The sequence below is a fragment of the Stenotrophomonas sp. INTA L402-1 genome, assembly GCF_059295135.1.
In genome coordinates, this window is record NZ_JCAFWP010000021.1 from 59811 (window position 1) to 75269 (window position 15459).

Here is a 15459-nt window from a genome sequence, read left to right on the forward strand (position 1 = left end):
GCCGGCCGCTGGCCGGCAACCAGGTAATGCTGCACGGGTTCATGAGGTTGCCGGCCAACGGCCGGCACTACCGATGCGTTACGCCACCGGCAATCCGCGTTCGATCAACCACGCCTTCGCGTCTTCGGCGTCCTGCTCGAACCACGCCTGTGTCGACCCCAGCCGATACGTATACCCCCAGGCATCCATGTCGGCCATCAACCGCGCACTGCCAACGCCAGGCAGCTGCCCGGCCAGCACGATCTGCAGATAGCAGGTGGCATCTTCCTCGGCCACCGAGTCGGTGGCGTCGGTATGCACCTGCGCACGCCGCTCCGGCGGCAGCACGATCAGATGGCAGGCTTCGTGCAGCATCGAGTGCACGGGCGTGTCATCGCGCACGTACACGTTGCTGGCGATGATGCCGGCCTCGGGCTCGCCCCAGTAGCTGCCGGGAATCGGTTCACCGGCCGCGACGTGGTGCAGCTGCAGGCCATGCGCGGCGAGCAGGCACTGCGCATCAGCGAAGGCGATGTCGCCCACGCAGGTGATGTCCACGGCGGTTGTTGTATCGGTCATGCGGGTCAGGCAGCCCCGCCCGTGCAGGCACGGGCGGGGCAGAGCTTCAGGGTTTGTCCGGGCCTTCAGGCAGCGCCACGGAGATGTCCAGCACATCGTGCTGGCCATCCTTCACCAGGTCGACCTTCACTGCATCGACGTCGATGTTCACGTACTTCTTGATCACTTCCAGCAGCTCGCGCTGCAGCAGCGGCAGGTAATCGGGGCCGCCGCGGTTGCTGCGCTCCTGCGCGATGATGATCTGCAGGCGGTTCTTGGCGGTTTCGGCGGTGGTCTTCTTCGCTTTGAGGAAATCAAACAGGCCCATGCTTACCCTCCGAACAGCTTGCTGAAGAAGCCCTTCTTCTCGACGTTGGTGAAGCGCATCGGGCGTTCTTCGCCGAGGATGCGCGCGACGGCGTCGTCGTAGGCCTGGCCGGCTGCGGACTCGACATCCAGGATGACCGGCTCGCCCTTGTTGGAGGCGTTGAGCACGTCACCCGACTCGGGGATCACGCCGATCGCCTTCAGGCCGAGCACTTCCTCGACGTCGGCGATGCTGAGCATCTCGCCGCTTTCCACGCGCAGCGGGGTGTAGCGGGTCAGCAGCAGGAAGGCCGGCACGTCCTGGCCGGACTCGGCCTTGTGGGTCTTCGAGTCGAGCAGGCCGATGATGCGGTCCGAGTCGCGCACCGACGACACTTCCGGGTTCACCACCACCACCGCACGGTCGGCGAAGTACATCGCCAGGAAGGCGCCCTTCTCGATGCCGGCCGGGGAGTCGCAGATGATGTAATCGAAGCCGTCGGCGGCCAGGTCCTTCAGGACCTTGCCCACGCCTTCCTGGGTCAGTGCGTCCTTGTCGCGGGTCTGCGAGGCGGCCAGCACGTACAGGTTCTCGAAGCGCTTGTCCTTGATCAGGGCCTGCTTGAGGGTCGCTTCGCCGTGCACGACGTTGACGAAGTCGTACACCACGCGGCGTTCGCAGCCCATGATCAGGTCGAGGTTGCGCAGGCCGACGTCGAAGTCGATCACCGCCACCTTCTTGCCGCGCCGTGCCAGGCCGCAGGCCAAGCTCGCGCTGGAAGTGGTCTTGCCGACGCCGCCCTTGCCGGAGGTGACTACGATGATTTCAGCCAAAGGACTTCTCCTGATGATTCTGTTTGGGTGCTGCGTCAGTCCAGCGCAGCGATCTTGATCTGGTCCTGTTCCAGCCACACCTGCACGGCCTTGCCGCGCAGGGAGTCCGGGACATCGTCCAGTACCTTGTAGTGGCCTGCAATGGCGACCAGTTCCGCATGGAAATCACGGCAGAAGATGCGTGCCGCGGTGTTGCCCTGTGCCCCTGCCAGCGCGCGGCCGCGCAGGGTGCCGTAGATGTGGATGCTGCCATCGGCGATGACCTCGGCGCCGGCGCCGACGGTGGCCATCACGGTCAGGTCGCAGTTTTCAGCGTACAGCTGCTGGCCCGAACGCACGTTGCCCAGCTGCATGCGGCCCGGCTGCGGTGCGGCGGCGTCGGCAACCTTGGCCACCGGCGTGGCCGGTGCCGGCTTCGGTTCGGCACGGGCTGCGCGACGCGGTTCCGGCGCGGGCGGCGGCGGCGGGGCCGGCTCGGCCTCGGCACGCTCGTACTGGGCGCGGAACTTGGCCAGCAGTGGCAGCCCGAGCTGCTGCGAGAGCAGGTCGACCGCGCTGGTGCCATAGGCCAGCGCCACCGGCAGCACGCCGGCACTGCGCAGGCCATCGACCAGCGCCTGCGCGGTGGCCACGTCCGGCACCTGGCTCAGGCCGCCGAAGTCGAGGATCACCGCGGCGCGGCCGAACAGTTTCGGCGCACGGGTGACGCGTTCGCGCATTTCCTGCACGAGGCGTTCGACATCAAGGGTACGGATGCGCAGGTTGGCGATGCCCACCTGGCCGATCTTCAGTTCACCGGCCTGTTCGTAATCGAAATTCACCGCCACGCTCAGGTCCCCGTCGGCCGCTGTGCCTGCGCCGGCAGATGCCGGGCACGTGTCCATGCCACATCCGGCAGCTTGCCGCCGTAGGTCTCCTGGACCCACGGGTAGCTGCACAGTTCCTTGGCCAGCATGCTGGCGCGCACGTCGACCTGCGGCATGGTGTTCTGGCCCAGCTCGCGGAAGCCGAAGCTGCCGTGGAAGAGCAGGGCGGCATCGGCGCCATGGTCGAGGAAGACTTCGCAGGTCATCTGCGGGTAGCGCAGCTCGGCAAAGCTCTGCGCGTCGGCATAGAACGCACGGCCGACGCCACCGCCACGACGGCGGCTGGCGACCACGATGCGGTCGATATAGAAGAACGGGGTGTCCAGCTGCTGCTTGAACCAGGCGAAGTTGCTGCTGTCGTGCTGGCTGTCGCTGCCGAAGCCGATCAGGAAGCCGGCCAGGTTGCCGTCGCGCTCGGCGACGCGGAAATATTCAGCGGTTTCGTAGAACAGGCGCAGGCGGGCCGCATCCAGGGGAAGGATGGCCAGGCCAGCGTTGTTGTTCAAAGCCAGGACGGAATCGAGCTCGTGCTCGCGCACGTCGCGGATGACAATCGACATTGTGACTCCGTGGGGTAACGCGGTTGGTCCGTCAAATTGGACCCTGCGCACGATTATTGCATGCCCGGGGTGGGCTGCGGCATGAACAGGGGACCTCGGATGCATGACTTCCGTGGGAGTGCGCGACGCGGGCCGGGCCCGTAGAGTGCTGGCATGTTGGGAGTCCTCAGCCATACCCGCGTCCTCCGTCTGGCCGGCCTGTTTACCTGGGTCATGGTCGGCCTGCCACTGGCGTACTCGCAATTCGAGAACCTGCACAGCCGCAGCGATATGGGCAGCTGGGCGATCCTGTTGTTCGTCGCCTACCTGTCCTTCGGCGCCGCGTACTACTGGCTGACCCGCCTCCTGCGCAGTGACAGCGACAGTCACACCACCTGGCTGGACCGCGGCCTGCTGCTGCTGCTGACGGTTTCGGCGCTGGGCGTCAGTTTCCTCAGTGGTTCGGGCCTGGGCAGCATCCTGATGATGGTGGCTGCCGGCGTCATTCCGTGGATGCTGTCGGCGCGTCTGTGCGTGCTGTGGCTGCTGGTCAGCCAGCTGGCGGTGGCCCCGGTCTATTACATACTGCTGAACTTCCCGCTGTTCGAAGCCGTGATGCAATCGCTGCTGTATGGCGGCTTTTCCATGTTCATCTTCGTGACCAGCCTTGTCGCGAGACAGCAGACCCAGGCCCGCGACGAGCAGCGCAGGCTCAATTCGGAGCTGCGTGCCACTCGTGCCCTGCTGGCCGAAAGCGCTCGCGTCAACGAGCGAACCCGCATTTCGCGTGAGCTGCACGATCTTCTGGGGCATCAGCTGACCGCACTGACCCTGAACCTCGAAGTGGCCGGTCACCTGGCCGAGGGCCAGGCGCTGGACCATGTGAAGCGCTCGCATGCCTTGGCCAAGCTGCTGCTGGGCAATGTGCGTGAGGTGGTCAGCCAACTGCGCGAGACCGGCGCCATCGATCTGGCGGCGGCGCTGCGCCCGCTGACCGAGAACGTGCCCTCGCTGGACATCCAGCTGGAGATCGAGGATCCGCTGAACGTGGAGGACCCGCAGCGGGCCCACGTGCTGCTGCGCTGTACCCAGGAGATCATCACCAACGCGGTGCGCCATGCCGGCGCCCGCCACCTGTGGATCAAGGTGTACCGTGAAGCCCCCGACCGGGTGGTGGTGGAGGCCCGCGACGACGGCGTCGGCGCGGATATGGTCAATGTGGGCAATGGCTTGCGCGGCATGCGCGAGCGCCTGCAACAATGTGGTGGCCAGCTGCAGATCGAAACCCGTCCCGGTGAAGGCTTCCGGCTGCGGGCGACGGTGCCGGCAACGGTGCTGGTGGCCGCCCTTACCAAGGTTCCTGAAGGAGTGCGTTGATGATTCGCGTCTGCCTGGTCGACGACCAAACCCTGGTGCGGCAGGGAATCCGCTCCCTGCTGGCGCTCGACGACGGTATCGAGGTGGTGGCCGAGGCCGGCGATGGCCGGCAGGCGGTCGAGCTGATACCGCAGGTGCGCCCCGACGTGGTACTGATGGACATGCGCATGCCGGTGATGTCCGGGCTGGAGGCGCTGCAGGTGCTGTCGCGCCAGGAGCAGCTGCCACCGACCATCATCCTCACCACTTTCGACGACGACCAGCTGGTGCTGGCCGGGCTCAAGGCCGGAGCCAAGGGCTACCTGCTCAAGGACGTGACCCTGGCGCAGCTGGTCGGTGCCATCCGCACCGTGGCCGACGGCGGTTCGCTGGTGCAGCCGGCCGTGACCCAGCGCCTGCTGTCCGGCCTGGAGCACATGCGCAACGAGTTCGTCAGCCTGGACCGCCCGGACCCGTTGACCGACCGCGAGACCGAGATCCTGCGCCTGATGGCCAGTGGCTTCTCCAACAAGGAGATCGCCAACTCGCTGGGTGTGGCCGAAGGCACCATCAAGAACCATGTGTCCAACATCCTGTCCAAGCTGGGCGTGCGCGACCGTACGCGCGCCGTACTGAAGGCGTTCGAACTCCAGCTGGTCTGAGGAAAACCTTTTCAGGACAATGACTTGAGGTCCAGTTATGGCCCTCGGGTGGGGTTGCCCCCTACTTCACGGGTATCGGTATGCGGTACCCTTCGAATTCTTTGTCCATACAAATACGCAGCCGGCAGGGAAACCGGTGCGCCAATCCCGATAAACAATGCCCGCGAAGCCTGCTAGGATTGGCGCTTCGCTTCAATCAACCCGGCCGTGGGATCGGCCCCGGAGACTCTCTGAATGACCCGTATTATCGAGTTCCTGATCGCCTTGGGGATCGTGGCTGGCCTGTTCGTCATCATTGGCGTATGTCTGCCGGGCGAGCGTCACATCACCGAAAGCATCGAGACCAACCGCAAGATGACGATCGTGTACGACACGGTCAGCAGCCTGCGCCGCTTCAAGGACTGGAACCCGCTGGTACTGCGCGATCCCGCCGTTGAACTGAAGCTTTCCGGCCCGGCCTCCGGCGTCGGTGCCACCCTCGACTTCACCTCCAAGGACCTGGGCACCGGTTCCTGGAAGATCACCGAAGCCGAAGAGAACAAGCGTGTTGCGATCGCCATCGATGACGCCACCAAGGGTCACGACAAGATCACCACCTTCACGCTGGAGCCGACCGGCAAGGGTGGCCGCAACGTCAAGATCACCCAGGACTACTCGGTGAAGTACGGCTTCGACCTGTTCGGCCGTTATGCCGGCCTGTATGTCAGCCGCCAGATCGGCGACGACATCAAGATGGGTCTGTCGCGTATGGCCAACATGCTGGCCAGCGTCCCGAACGTGGACTACCGCACCCCGGAAGCCCCGCTGACCGATCTGGCCATCGTCAATGTGCCGGCTGAAGACCTGCTGGTCGTCAACGCCGGTAACGTGGACCGCGGTCAGGACACGATCACCAAGTCCATCAAGGACAACCAGGAGTGGATCAAGCGCGTGATGGAGGCCAACGGCCTTGAAGCCGCCGGTCCGTTCCGCATCATCACCACCGATTTCGGTCAGGAGAAGTACGCCTTCGACATCGCCCAGCCGGTGAAGAAGAAGGGTGCTGAAGGTGCCACCGCTGAAGAGCTGACCGTCAAGATCGACGGCGGCGCTCCGGTCAAGTACGTGCACGTGGCCCCGCACCGTTCGGCGCATGCCGCCTACACCGGCCACATGGCGGGTCTGGACGTGGCCCGCAACGGCCTGCGTGCCTGGGCTGTGACCAACGGTTCGGAAGTGGTCGATCGCCCGTACGAAACCTGGAAGGACGGTCTGGACAAGTCGTTCACCCCGGAAGCGACCTACGACATCTACTGGGCCGTCAAGTAAGCCTCGGCTGACCCATGTAGTGTTGGACACGAAAACGCGCCGCTCATTGCGGCGCGTTTTTTTTCATCTGCGCCCGGCAAGGGCGCTGCGCAAGGAGCCCACATGTTCAATCTCGAACGTCGCGCACGTAAGCCATCACTGCTGGCCTGCCTGGGGGCGCTGCTGGGCGCCGCTTCTATCGGCCTGTCGGCCTATGCCTCGCACGGTGTGGCCGACCCGCTGGCGCAGCAGCATCTGAACATGGCGGCGCTCTATGCGTTCGCGCATGGCGCGGTACTGGTGGCGCTCGGGCCGCGCGCGCAGGGCGCGATCGCGCACCTGGCGTTGTACGTGCTGCTGCTGGGCGTGCTGCTGTTTTCCGGCAGCCTGGTGGGCGGTGCGTTGTGGCAGTGGCCGACACGGATGGCACCGATCGGTGGCACCAGCATGATGGCTGGATGGGTGCTGCTGGCGATCAATGCGTTGAGGCGGTGACGGTCGCAGGGCTGTCGCTCCGATCCATGCCGATGCGATCGTGATGGTCCATGGGCGTTACTTTTCTTTTCGCGCGAAAAGAAAAGTAACCAAAAGAAACGCGCCGCCGGCCGCGAGCCGGTGCTGCGCACCGGTCCCCTGTGCTCCTCGGCCCGTCGAGGGACGGTGCGGGAACTCGCTGCGCTCAGACACCCGCACCTCTTCGCCCTCGCCGGACCTGCGGTGCTCGGCTCGCTTGAAGGCGGACCCAACAGCCGCGCGCTGATCCGTTGTAGAGGCTTCGAGCGAAGCGACCGGCTTCTGTCTTTGCCTTCTTGTTCCATCTCGTGGTGGGCGCGCGCGGAATCCGCCCGGACAGCTCCATGAAGTTCGCCGTGCAGCCGCCACGAGGGGCTCAGCCGTTGGCCGGTCTCCAGCACCAGTGCCAAGGTTCGTAGACGATCCCATGCGGGTTGTCGCGCGGGTAGCTCAGCTGGAAGCCATGCCCACCGGCATTCGCCTGCAGCCACGCAAACGCGTCGGTGGCTTCGAACGATTCTTCAGCCGGGGCGTCGCCCGGTGTACCGATGTCCAGCGCATGGCCGCTGTGGTGTTCACTGAAACCCGGTGCGGCATTCACCTTCAGGATCTCCGCCACGCTCAGGCCGCGCGCCAGCTTCCGTTCGAAGATGCCCAACTGGTAGGCATGGCTGCGGAAGCCGGAGATGGCGTCCAGCGCAATGCCATCCTGTGCCGCATGCAGTCGCATCCGTCGCCAGCCCTGCGCGGCGCCACGGCGCAGCCATAGCGGGCGGGCGAAGCGATCGCGGCCGGCAAAATGCAGCAGGCAGGGTTCGGGTTCCAGCGGCAGGCCGCTGTCGTCGGCGTAGCGCTGCGGGTCCAGGCCAAGCTGCTGAAGGCGCTGCTGTAGCCCCGCCAGCGGCAGCCACTGATCTTCCAGTCCGGCGCCGAAGGGCCGTGCAGCCGCGGTGTCCAGCAGCGCCAGTGCATCCTCGACCCCGGGCTCGCGCGGCAGGCGCGGCACCATCGAATGCACGCCGTGCGGCAGTACCGCCGCCAGATAGCGGCCATCACGCTTGCGCCGCAGCACCCACTGCGCCTGCGACAGCAGGCGTGCATCCAGGTTGCTGCGTGCGCGCAACAGGTGGGCGGGCCACAGCTCGATGGCCTCGGTATTGATCAGCAGGGGCGGGCGTCGTTGCATCGCCTCAGCTTACTGCCGTGGTGCCGACGCGGCCACCTTGCGCAGCGCATCGAGCAGCGCCTGCGGCCGGTCCACGCTGAGCAGCAGCGTGCTGCCATCACTGACCGGCAGGGCGAGGACACGCGCACGGTCGGTGACCAGCGCGAAGCCCTTGCCGCCACCCTGCAGGCGGAAGTGGCCCGAGTAGAAGCCCGGCATTGAATAGCCATTGGTTTTGACACGGATGCCATAGCGGCGGTCACGCTGCAGGTCGACCACCTCGGCCTGGTCCAGCCGCAGCTGCGCCACCGGCACCCGCCGCCGGTACATCGTCGAGCGCACGTCCAGCACGTTGCCGGCCAGCTCCACCCGGCGGCGGAAGAAGGCGGCCCCCAGCCCGACAGCGAGTACAGCGATGACGATCAGGCTCCATGCCGCACTGCCGCCCATCCGGAACCAGGGCGGCGACAGCGTTACTTCGATCCAGGGTGCGTTCGCCGGTGCCTTGTACAGCTGCGCATACAGGCAGGCCACGAAGGCAGCCAGCAGCGGCAGCACGATCCACAGCACGCGCAGCGGCGAACTCTCGGCCACGTCAAAGGGTTTCGGGTCACTGCCGCCCATGGTTCAGGCCTCCTTCTTGAACACCAGCATCGCCGGGCGCATCGGCGCCGGGATGATGATGTTGACCAGCTCCCAGCCCAGCTGGCCCTGCCGGCTCAGCTCGGCCTGGACATCCTCGGCCTTGAGTACGCCCATCATGGAGGTCTTGACCTCGATGGTCTGGTAGCTCCAGCGCTTGCTCATTCCTTGTCCTCCGACGATGGCGTGGGTTTGGGCAGGCGTCCTGCCTTGCGCAGGGCGTCGCGCAGCACGTACTCGATCTGCGCGTTGAGGCTGCGCAGCTCGTCATCAGCCCAGCGCTGCGCCGCAGCCAGGACGTCGGCGTTGATGCGCAGCGGGTAGGCTTTCTTCTCACTCATGGGGGCTCCTGGCGGGGCGGTGGGGCGCCCCGTTGCGAGTGTGGCTCAATACAGCGAGCCTGCATTGACGATCGGCTGGGTGCCGCGGTCCGAGCACAGCACGGTCAGCAGGTTGCTGACCATGTGCGCCTTGCGTTCCTCGTCCAGCTGCACCACGCCGTTCTTCTGCAGTTCGGCCAGGGCCATCTCGACCATGCCGACCGCACCGGCAACGATGCGCGTGCGTGCGGCGATCACCGCGTTGGCCTGCTGCCGCTGCAGCATCGCCTGGGCGATTTCGGCGGCGTAGGCGAGGTGGCTGATGCGTGCGTCGATGACCTGCACGCCGGCGTCGGCCAGGCGCTCGGCCAGTTCGTTCTTCAGGTGCTGGGAAATCTCGCTGGCATGACTGCGCAGGGCCAGCTGGCCATCCTCATGCTGGTCGTAGGGGTAGCTGGTGGCCATCGCGCGCAGCGCCGATTCGGACTGGATGTGCACGAAGCTCTCGTAGTCGTCCACGTTGTAGACCGCCTCGGAGGCATCGACCACCTGCCAGACGATGACCGCCGCGATCTCGATCGGGCTGCCGTCCAGCTCGTTGACCTTCAGCTTGCCGCTCTCGAAGTTGCGCACGCGCTGGCTGACCCGGCGCTTGGCATAGAAGGGGTTGTTCCAGCGCAGGCCGTTGTCCTTCACGGTGCCCACGTATTTGCCGAACAGGCTCAGCACCGCCGCCTGGTTGGGCTGGACCGTGTACAGGCCGGCCAGGGCGAAGATCGCCAGCGCCGCCACCAGGATGCCGGCCAGCATCAGCAGCAGGTTGGGCGAGCCGGTGCTGGCCTTGGCTGCTACCCCCAGTACGAACAGGGCGCCGCCGGCGAGGGCGACAAGCAGGGCGCCGGCCAGCGTGCCGAGGCCGTTGAGCGAAGACAGCGACTTCTCTTTCATGGCGGTACGTCCTTGAGGGTTCGGAATGAAGATATCAAAGTGATATCACTTGTCGGCTACCGTTCGTCGGATGCCGTGGCCGGGACGGTCGGCCAGCTAGAATGCCCACCCGCCTTCACATCGCTGCTGGAACCGCCATGGCCAAGCTTGGAACTCCGTTGTCCCCCTCCGCCACCCGCGTGCTGCTGCTGGGCTCGGGCGAACTCGGCAAGGAGGTGGCCATCGAGCTGCAGCGGCTGGGCGTGGAAGTGATCGCCGCCGACCGCTATGCCGATGCCCCGGCCATGCAGGTCGCGCACCGCTCGCATGTGATCGACATGCTCGATGCGATGGCCCTGCGCGCGCTGATCGCCCAGGAGCAGCCGCACCTGGTGGTGCCGGAGATCGAGGCCATCCACACCGAAACCCTGGTCCAGCTGGAACAGGAGCAGGGCCTGCGGGTGATCCCGACCGCGCGCGCCGCCCGCCTGACCATGGACCGCGAAGGCATCCGCCGCCTGGCCGCCGAAACCCTGGGCCTGCCGACCTCGCCCTACCGCTTCGTCGATACCGAAGCCGAGTACCGCGCCGCTGTGGCCGCCATCGGCCTGCCGTGCGTGGTCAAGCCGGTGATGTCGTCCTCGGGCAAAGGCCAGAGCACGCTGCGCAGCGAGGCGGACATCGCCCCGGCCTGGGACTACGCGCAGACCGGTGGCCGTGCCGGTGCCGGCCGCTGCATCGTCGAAGGTTTCATCGATTTCGACTACGAGATCACCCTGTTGACCGTGCGCCATGCCGGCGGCACCTCGTTCTGCGCGCCGATCGGGCATCTGCAGAAGGACGGTGATTACCGCGAAAGCTGGCAGCCGCAACCGATGTCGAGCGCGGCACTGGCGCGTGCCGAAGAGATTTCGCGCGTGATCACCGATGACCTCGGTGGCTGGGGCCTGTTCGGTGTCGAGCTGTTCGTGAAGGGCGACGAGGTGTGGTTCAGCGAAGTGTCGCCGCGCCCGCACGACACCGGCCTGGTGACGCTTGTTTCGCAGGAATTGAGCGAGTTCGCGCTGCACGCGCGCGCCATCCTCGGCCTGCCGATCCCGGTGATCCGCCAGAGCGGCCCGTCGGCCTCGTGCGCGCTGCTGGCGCATGGCGAGGGCGTGCCGTACTTCAACAACGTCGCCGCCGCACTGCAGGTGCCGGACACCGCCGTGCGCCTGTTCGGCAAGCCCAGCGTGCATGGCCATCGCCGCGTCGGCGTGACCCTGGCGCGCGCGGAAACCATCGACGAAGCGCGCACCATCGCGCGTGATGCCGCCGAAGCGATCGGCGTCGAACTGCGCCCCTGAAAAAGGAGCGACGACCAACGGTCGTCGCCTACCGAAACCTGGTGGGTACCGACCGTTGGTCGGTACGCTGCTCTACCGCACATCCACCCACACCAGGTGGTGGTCGCTGCCGTCGGCGATCTTCGCTTCCGGGCTTTCATTGGCCGGCCAGAACACGCCGCTGCCGATGTACTCGAAACCGGTCGAGGGCAGCACGTAGTCCAGGCGCATGGTGCCGGACTTCGGGCCGAAATCGCCGGTGGCATGGAACGGTGCGCCCTTGCGCTCGATGCCCTTGGCCGCATAGGCCAGGCTGGTCTGCTCGCCGCCGACGCTGCGCGGGGTGGGGTAGCGCAGCACGCGGGCGTTCTCGATCAGTTCGACGATCGCCTCATGGCGGCCATCGCCGTCGACCGGGTCGTTGTTGAGGTCGCCGAGGATCACGAAGCGCGCGTCCTGCGCCAGGCCGCCGCACTGGCCCTTGTCGTCGCACAGCCACGGCTTGTCACCCTTGGACAGGTATTCCTGCCACAGGCGCAGTTCGTCGTGGTTGCGCGCGGCGTTGCGCTTTTCCGGGCCGTCGAACACCGGCGGGGTCGGGTGCGAGACCAGCGCGTGCACCACGCCGGCCGGGGTCTTCACCGGCACGTCCCAGTGCGACTTCGACGACAGCCGCAGCTGCGACCACACGTGGTCGTTGTAGAAGCTCTTGCCGGTGCGCGGGTCGACCGGACGGATCGCGCCCGGCATCGCGCTCCACTTCAGCAGCTGGAAGCTGCGCACCTTGGCTTCATCGATCGGGTAGCGCGACAGCACCAGCATGCCGTACTGGCCCGGGTGCAGGCCGTAGCCCCAGGCATCGTTGCCGCGGCTGCGGCCTTCGCCGCCGACCACGCCGTTGTTGTCCAGGTCCAGGCCGCTGGGCACGCCGGTATTGACCGGCGCCAGGTAGCGGTAGGCGAAGTGCAGCGGCTTGCCGCCACCGGGCTGGGCCACTTCCAGGTAGCGTTTCTGGAACAGGTCGGCGGCGCGGTGGGCGTCGTCGAAATCGAATTCGTTCAGCAGCACCAGGTCCGGGCGCACCTGCTGCAGTACCGCAGCGATCTTGCGCGCGTGCTCGCTATCGCCTTCCAGCTCCTTGATCAGGCCGCCGGCGTCATCGGAGTACAGCGAGGTGTTGTAGGTGGCCAGGCGCAGTGCAGCGGACGGCTTTTCGGTCATCGCAGGGGACGTGGCGAAGGCAGGGGCGGTGGCGCCGCAGAGCAGGGCCAGGGCAAGGATCAGGGGTTTGGCGTTCATGGGCCGTATTGTGCACCCGGCCCGGTGTCAGCGGTTTGTCAGCGCCCGTCCAGATCCTTGTCGAAATCGTGCCAGCGGCGACCGTCGTAGGCCTCCAGCGGATGGAAGCGGCGCTTGTAGTCCATCTTCTGGTGGCCACGGATCCAGTAGCCCAGATAGACGTGCGGCAGGCCCTCGCGGCGCGCCCATTCGATCTGCTGCAGGATCGCGAAGGTGCCCAGCCCGCGTGCGGCGTGGTCCGGGTCGAAGAAGGTGTAGACCGCCGACAGGCCGTGCTCGGTGACGTCGGTCACCGCCACCCCCAGCAGCTGGCTGGGTTGGCCGTCGTGGCTGGGCAGGCGCATCTCCATGAAACGGGTATGCGACCAGCTGCCGATCAGGAACTGCTCGAACTCGTGCGGGCCATGGTCGTCCATGCCGCCGTTGGCGTGGCGGTGGGTGAGGTAGCGGTGGTACAGCGCGAACAGGTCGTCGCGGGCCGTGGCGGCGGTGATCCGCACCTCCAGGTCGTCATTGCGGGCGGCACAACGGCGCTGGCTGCGGTCCGGGGCGAAGCGGGCCACCGGAATACGCACCGCCACGCAGGCCTGGCAGTGTGCGCAGTGCGGGCGGTAGACCAGGTCGCCGCTGCGGCGGAAGCCCCAGCTCAATGCCAGCGGGTACAGGCCGCCGAGACGACGGTCGTGCGGATCCAGCACCAGGTCGCGTGCCACCCTGTCCGACCAGTACCCGCAGGGGTGCTCGCCGGTCTGGAAAAGTCGCAGTTCGTCGTCTCTGTCGCCGTGAATCGCCATGGGCACAGCATAGCCCCAGCCTGTCGCATTGGCGGCGACTGTCCGCCGGATGAATGGAACCGGCAGCGGCGTCAACCGATGTCGCACCCGGGCGTTGTTGTCTCCCGAGGGTGAAGTGATCACCCCGACGCAATCCCCATCCCCAGGAGTGACCTCATGATCCGTACCCCCCTGCTGCTGGCCCTGCTGCTCGGCACTTCCGCTACCGGTATCGCGCTGGCCGCCGATGCCCCGACCGCGCCGGCGCAGCGCCCGGCCAAGCTGGACACCAACGGCGACGGCGTCATCGACCGCAGCGAGGCCGCTGCCAACCCGCGCCTGGCCGCGAAGTTCGACGAGCTGGACAAGAACAAGGACGGCAAGCTCTCGCGCGATGAGCTGCCGCGCTGGCAGCATGGTCGCCGTGGTGGCCACGGCGGTGAGCGCTGGGCCAAGCTGGACGTCAACAAGGACGGCCGCATCAGCCGCGAGGAAGCCAAGGCCGATCCGCGCCTGGCCGCGCGCTTCGACCAGCTCGACCTCAACAAGGACGGTTACCTGGACAAGGCCGACCGCGAGCTGCGCATGAAGCAGCGTCGTGATGCCTGGTTCGCCGCCGCCGACACCAACAAGGATGGCCAGCTGAGCAAGGCCGAGTTCGACGCGGCCAAGGGCCCGATGCACGGTGGCCCGCGCCACGGAGGTCCGCGCGATGGCGCGGCGCCGAAGCCGCAGCGCTGAGGTTCAACGCAGTGAATGACGACAACGCCGGCGCACTGCCGGCGTTGTCCGTTACAGGCGGCCGCTGCGCATCAGTGAGTACACCACCAGCGCGATGACCATCAGGTTCATGGCGATGATGCCGGTGCGGCCGTACATCGATTCGAACTTCCAGTTGATGCCGGTGCGTCCGCGGCGGGCCGAATCGCGCGCGATCATCGGTGCCATCACCCGCTGCAGCGGCACCAGGCACTGGTAGTTGACCACGCCCAGGCCTACCGCCAGCACCGTCAGCTGCGCCCAGACCGGCGCCTGCAGCATCACAGCCAGCAGGATCGCCAGGCACCAGAACATGCCGGTGATGATGTTGAGGTAGAGGAAGCGGCGCACGTCGCGGCGCTCGGACGCCGTTTCGGTGTACGACATCAGGAAGCGGCCGCCGAGATAGCTGCCGATCGCACCACCGACCACGCCGCCGATCACCGCCCCCCAGCTTTCGGCCGGCAGCACGTGCAGCTGGCCCAGCGTGGCAGTCAGCGAGCCCATCGCGGTGCCGCCCGCAGCGCTGGCACCGCCGAGGCCAAGCTTGCTGCCGCCGATGCCGACACCGGTGCCGAGCAGCACCGCAGCACTGGCCGTGCCGGGCGCAGCCACCAGTACCATCGAAACCACCGCCGTAGCGAACGCGGCACTGGGTGCGCTGCTGCGCGCGAACTCGCCGAAGCGTTGCAGCAGGCCGTCGCGCACCAGAGCGCGGGCACGCGACAGGCGCTTGCGCACGGCGGCGTCACTGAGCCCAAGCAGGTCGGCCACCTGCTGCGAGCGCTGGCCTTCGCGGTAGTACAGCAGCAGCACTTCGCGGCTGTCGGCGGGAAGGGCGGAGATGATGTCCTCGGCGGCGATCTCTTCTTCCACCCGTTGCAGGCGGTCGGCCGCGCCCGGGGCCGGGTCGGCGGCCATGCCCATCGCCACCTCGGCGGCCTCGCCGGTCAGCGGCCGGCCGCGCTGCGCGCGCAGCCAGTCGCGGGCCAGGTTGCGGGTGATCTGCCGCAGCCACGGCAGGAAGCTGGTCGAACTGCGCAGCTGGTGCAGCTGCTGCCAGCCCTTCACGAAGGCCTCCTGGGCGATGTCCTCACTGGCCTGACGATCGCGGGTGATGGCCAGCGCGATGGCGGTAACCGTGTTCTGGCAGGCCAGCACGATGCGGCCATAGGCGTGCTGGCAACCGCTGGCGGCGGCAGGCAGTTCGCGCTCCAGTGTCTGGTCGATCGATGCGGCGAACGTCGTCATGGCGGCGGCTCTCCTGCTGGGATTGTGTCCCAAGACGGAGCCGCGCGCCGAATGTGACCGGCCTTCTGCACGGTAGTGCCTGTCTCTTATACACATCT

General features: G+C 66.8%; 19 protein-coding genes. 6 read left to right on the plus strand and 13 right to left on the minus strand.

Annotated elements, in window-relative coordinates:
• Nucleotides 1–78 precede the first annotated feature (78 nt).
• From AC5O77_RS13320 to AC5O77_RS13340, 5 genes are read right to left on the minus strand one after another with little or no spacing between them, the layout of a single operon-like run.
• Nucleotides 79–558: a hypothetical protein gene (locus tag AC5O77_RS13320; protein ID WP_049422782.1), complete on the minus strand. Its 480-nt coding sequence runs from the start codon at nt 556–558 to the stop codon at nt 79–81.
• Nucleotides 559–604: 46 nt separating this feature from the next.
• Nucleotides 605–865 (minus strand): cell division topological specificity factor MinE, encoded by a 261-nt coding sequence (gene minE, locus AC5O77_RS13325; RefSeq protein ID WP_004148073.1) that lies wholly within the window; start codon nt 863–865, stop codon nt 605–607.
• Nucleotides 866–867: 2 nt separating this feature from the next.
• On the minus strand, nt 868–1677 hold the full coding sequence (minD, locus tag AC5O77_RS13330; protein WP_010483375.1) for a septum site-determining protein MinD: 810 nt from the start codon (nt 1675–1677) through the stop codon (nt 868–870).
• A 35-nt stretch (nt 1678–1712) separates the two neighbouring features.
• Nucleotides 1713–2561 carry a septum site-determining protein MinC gene (gene minC, locus AC5O77_RS13335; RefSeq protein WP_050509775.1) on the minus strand — a complete coding sequence of 283 codons (849 nt, stop codon included), beginning with the start codon at nt 2559–2561 and terminating at the stop codon, nt 1713–1715.
• Nucleotides 2507–3103: a GNAT family N-acetyltransferase gene (locus AC5O77_RS13340; RefSeq protein WP_032127604.1), complete on the minus strand. Its 597-nt coding sequence runs from the start codon at nt 3101–3103 to the stop codon at nt 2507–2509. Before AC5O77_RS13340 ends, minC begins: the two co-directional genes overlap by 55 nt.
• A gap of 153 nt (nt 3104–3256) precedes the next feature.
• Between AC5O77_RS13340 and AC5O77_RS13345 the strand changes: the two genes are divergently transcribed.
• The 4 genes from AC5O77_RS13345 (at nt 3257) to AC5O77_RS13360 (ending at nt 6882) form a co-directional block, all read left to right on the plus strand.
• Nucleotides 3257–4459: a sensor histidine kinase gene (locus tag AC5O77_RS13345; protein WP_478058487.1), complete on the plus strand. Its 1203-nt coding sequence runs from the start codon at nt 3257–3259 to the stop codon at nt 4457–4459.
• Nucleotides 4459–5100, plus strand: a complete 642-nt coding sequence (locus AC5O77_RS13350) for a response regulator (protein WP_006424175.1) — start codon at nt 4459–4461, stop codon at nt 5098–5100. Before AC5O77_RS13345 ends, AC5O77_RS13350 begins: the two co-directional genes overlap by 1 nt.
• Nucleotides 5101–5334: 234 nt before the next feature.
• Nucleotides 5335–6408: a polyketide cyclase gene (locus AC5O77_RS13355; protein ID WP_032127602.1), complete on the plus strand. Its 1074-nt coding sequence runs from the start codon at nt 5335–5337 to the stop codon at nt 6406–6408.
• A 102-nt stretch (nt 6409–6510) separates the two neighbouring features.
• Complete coding sequence (locus tag AC5O77_RS13360; RefSeq protein ID WP_478058484.1) at nt 6511–6882, plus strand: DUF423 domain-containing protein; 372 nt, start codon at nt 6511–6513, stop codon at nt 6880–6882.
• Between the two features lie 394 nt (nt 6883–7276).
• Here the strand turns inward: AC5O77_RS13360 and AC5O77_RS13365 are convergent, their stop codons facing one another.
• The 5 genes from AC5O77_RS13365 to AC5O77_RS13385 are packed head-to-tail and all read right to left on the minus strand — an operon-like array spanning nt 7277 to nt 9975.
• Entirely contained in the window at nt 7277–8086 is an 810-nt protein-coding gene (locus tag AC5O77_RS13365) for a M15 family metallopeptidase (RefSeq protein ID WP_032127600.1), read from the minus strand.
• Between the two features lie 9 nt (nt 8087–8095).
• Nucleotides 8096–8689: a PH domain-containing protein gene (locus AC5O77_RS13370; RefSeq protein WP_032127599.1), complete on the minus strand. Its 594-nt coding sequence runs from the start codon at nt 8687–8689 to the stop codon at nt 8096–8098.
• A 3-nt stretch (nt 8690–8692) separates the two neighbouring features.
• On the minus strand, nt 8693–8872 hold the full coding sequence (locus tag AC5O77_RS13375) for a DUF4177 domain-containing protein (RefSeq protein WP_032127598.1): 180 nt from the start codon (nt 8870–8872) through the stop codon (nt 8693–8695).
• Complete coding sequence (locus AC5O77_RS13380; RefSeq protein WP_005415691.1) at nt 8869–9048, minus strand: type II toxin-antitoxin system antitoxin; 180 nt, start codon at nt 9046–9048, stop codon at nt 8869–8871. Before AC5O77_RS13380 ends, AC5O77_RS13375 begins: the two co-directional genes overlap by 4 nt.
• A 45-nt stretch (nt 9049–9093) precedes the next feature.
• Complete coding sequence (locus AC5O77_RS13385) at nt 9094–9975, minus strand: SPFH domain-containing protein (protein WP_032127597.1); 882 nt, start codon at nt 9973–9975, stop codon at nt 9094–9096.
• 137 nt (nt 9976–10112) lie between these two features.
• On the opposite strand from AC5O77_RS13385, the gene purT reads away from it, so the two are divergent.
• A complete protein-coding gene (gene purT / locus AC5O77_RS13390; protein ID WP_494506893.1) occupies nt 10113–11300 on the plus strand; it encodes a formate-dependent phosphoribosylglycinamide formyltransferase in 1188 nt (395 codons plus the stop codon).
• 72 nt (nt 11301–11372) lie between these two features.
• On the opposite strand, the gene AC5O77_RS13395 is transcribed toward purT, so the two are convergent.
• Both AC5O77_RS13395 and AC5O77_RS13400 read right to left on the minus strand, forming a co-directional pair.
• Nucleotides 11373–12578: an endonuclease/exonuclease/phosphatase family protein gene (locus AC5O77_RS13395; protein WP_494506894.1), complete on the minus strand. Its 1206-nt coding sequence runs from the start codon at nt 12576–12578 to the stop codon at nt 11373–11375.
• A gap of 38 nt (nt 12579–12616) precedes the next feature.
• Entirely contained in the window at nt 12617–13372 is a 756-nt protein-coding gene (locus AC5O77_RS13400) for an arginyltransferase (protein ID WP_494506895.1), read from the minus strand.
• A gap of 156 nt (nt 13373–13528) precedes the next feature.
• Here AC5O77_RS13400 and AC5O77_RS13405 point away from each other — a divergent pair, with 156 nt between their 5' ends.
• Complete coding sequence (locus AC5O77_RS13405) at nt 13529–14092, plus strand: EF-hand domain-containing protein (RefSeq protein WP_012510406.1); 564 nt, start codon at nt 13529–13531, stop codon at nt 14090–14092.
• A gap of 51 nt (nt 14093–14143) precedes the next feature.
• Here the strand turns inward: AC5O77_RS13405 and AC5O77_RS13410 are convergent, their stop codons facing one another.
• Complete coding sequence (locus AC5O77_RS13410) at nt 14144–15361, minus strand: RNA polymerase sigma factor (protein WP_049398908.1); 1218 nt, start codon at nt 15359–15361, stop codon at nt 14144–14146.
• Nucleotides 15362–15459 lie beyond the last annotated feature (98 nt).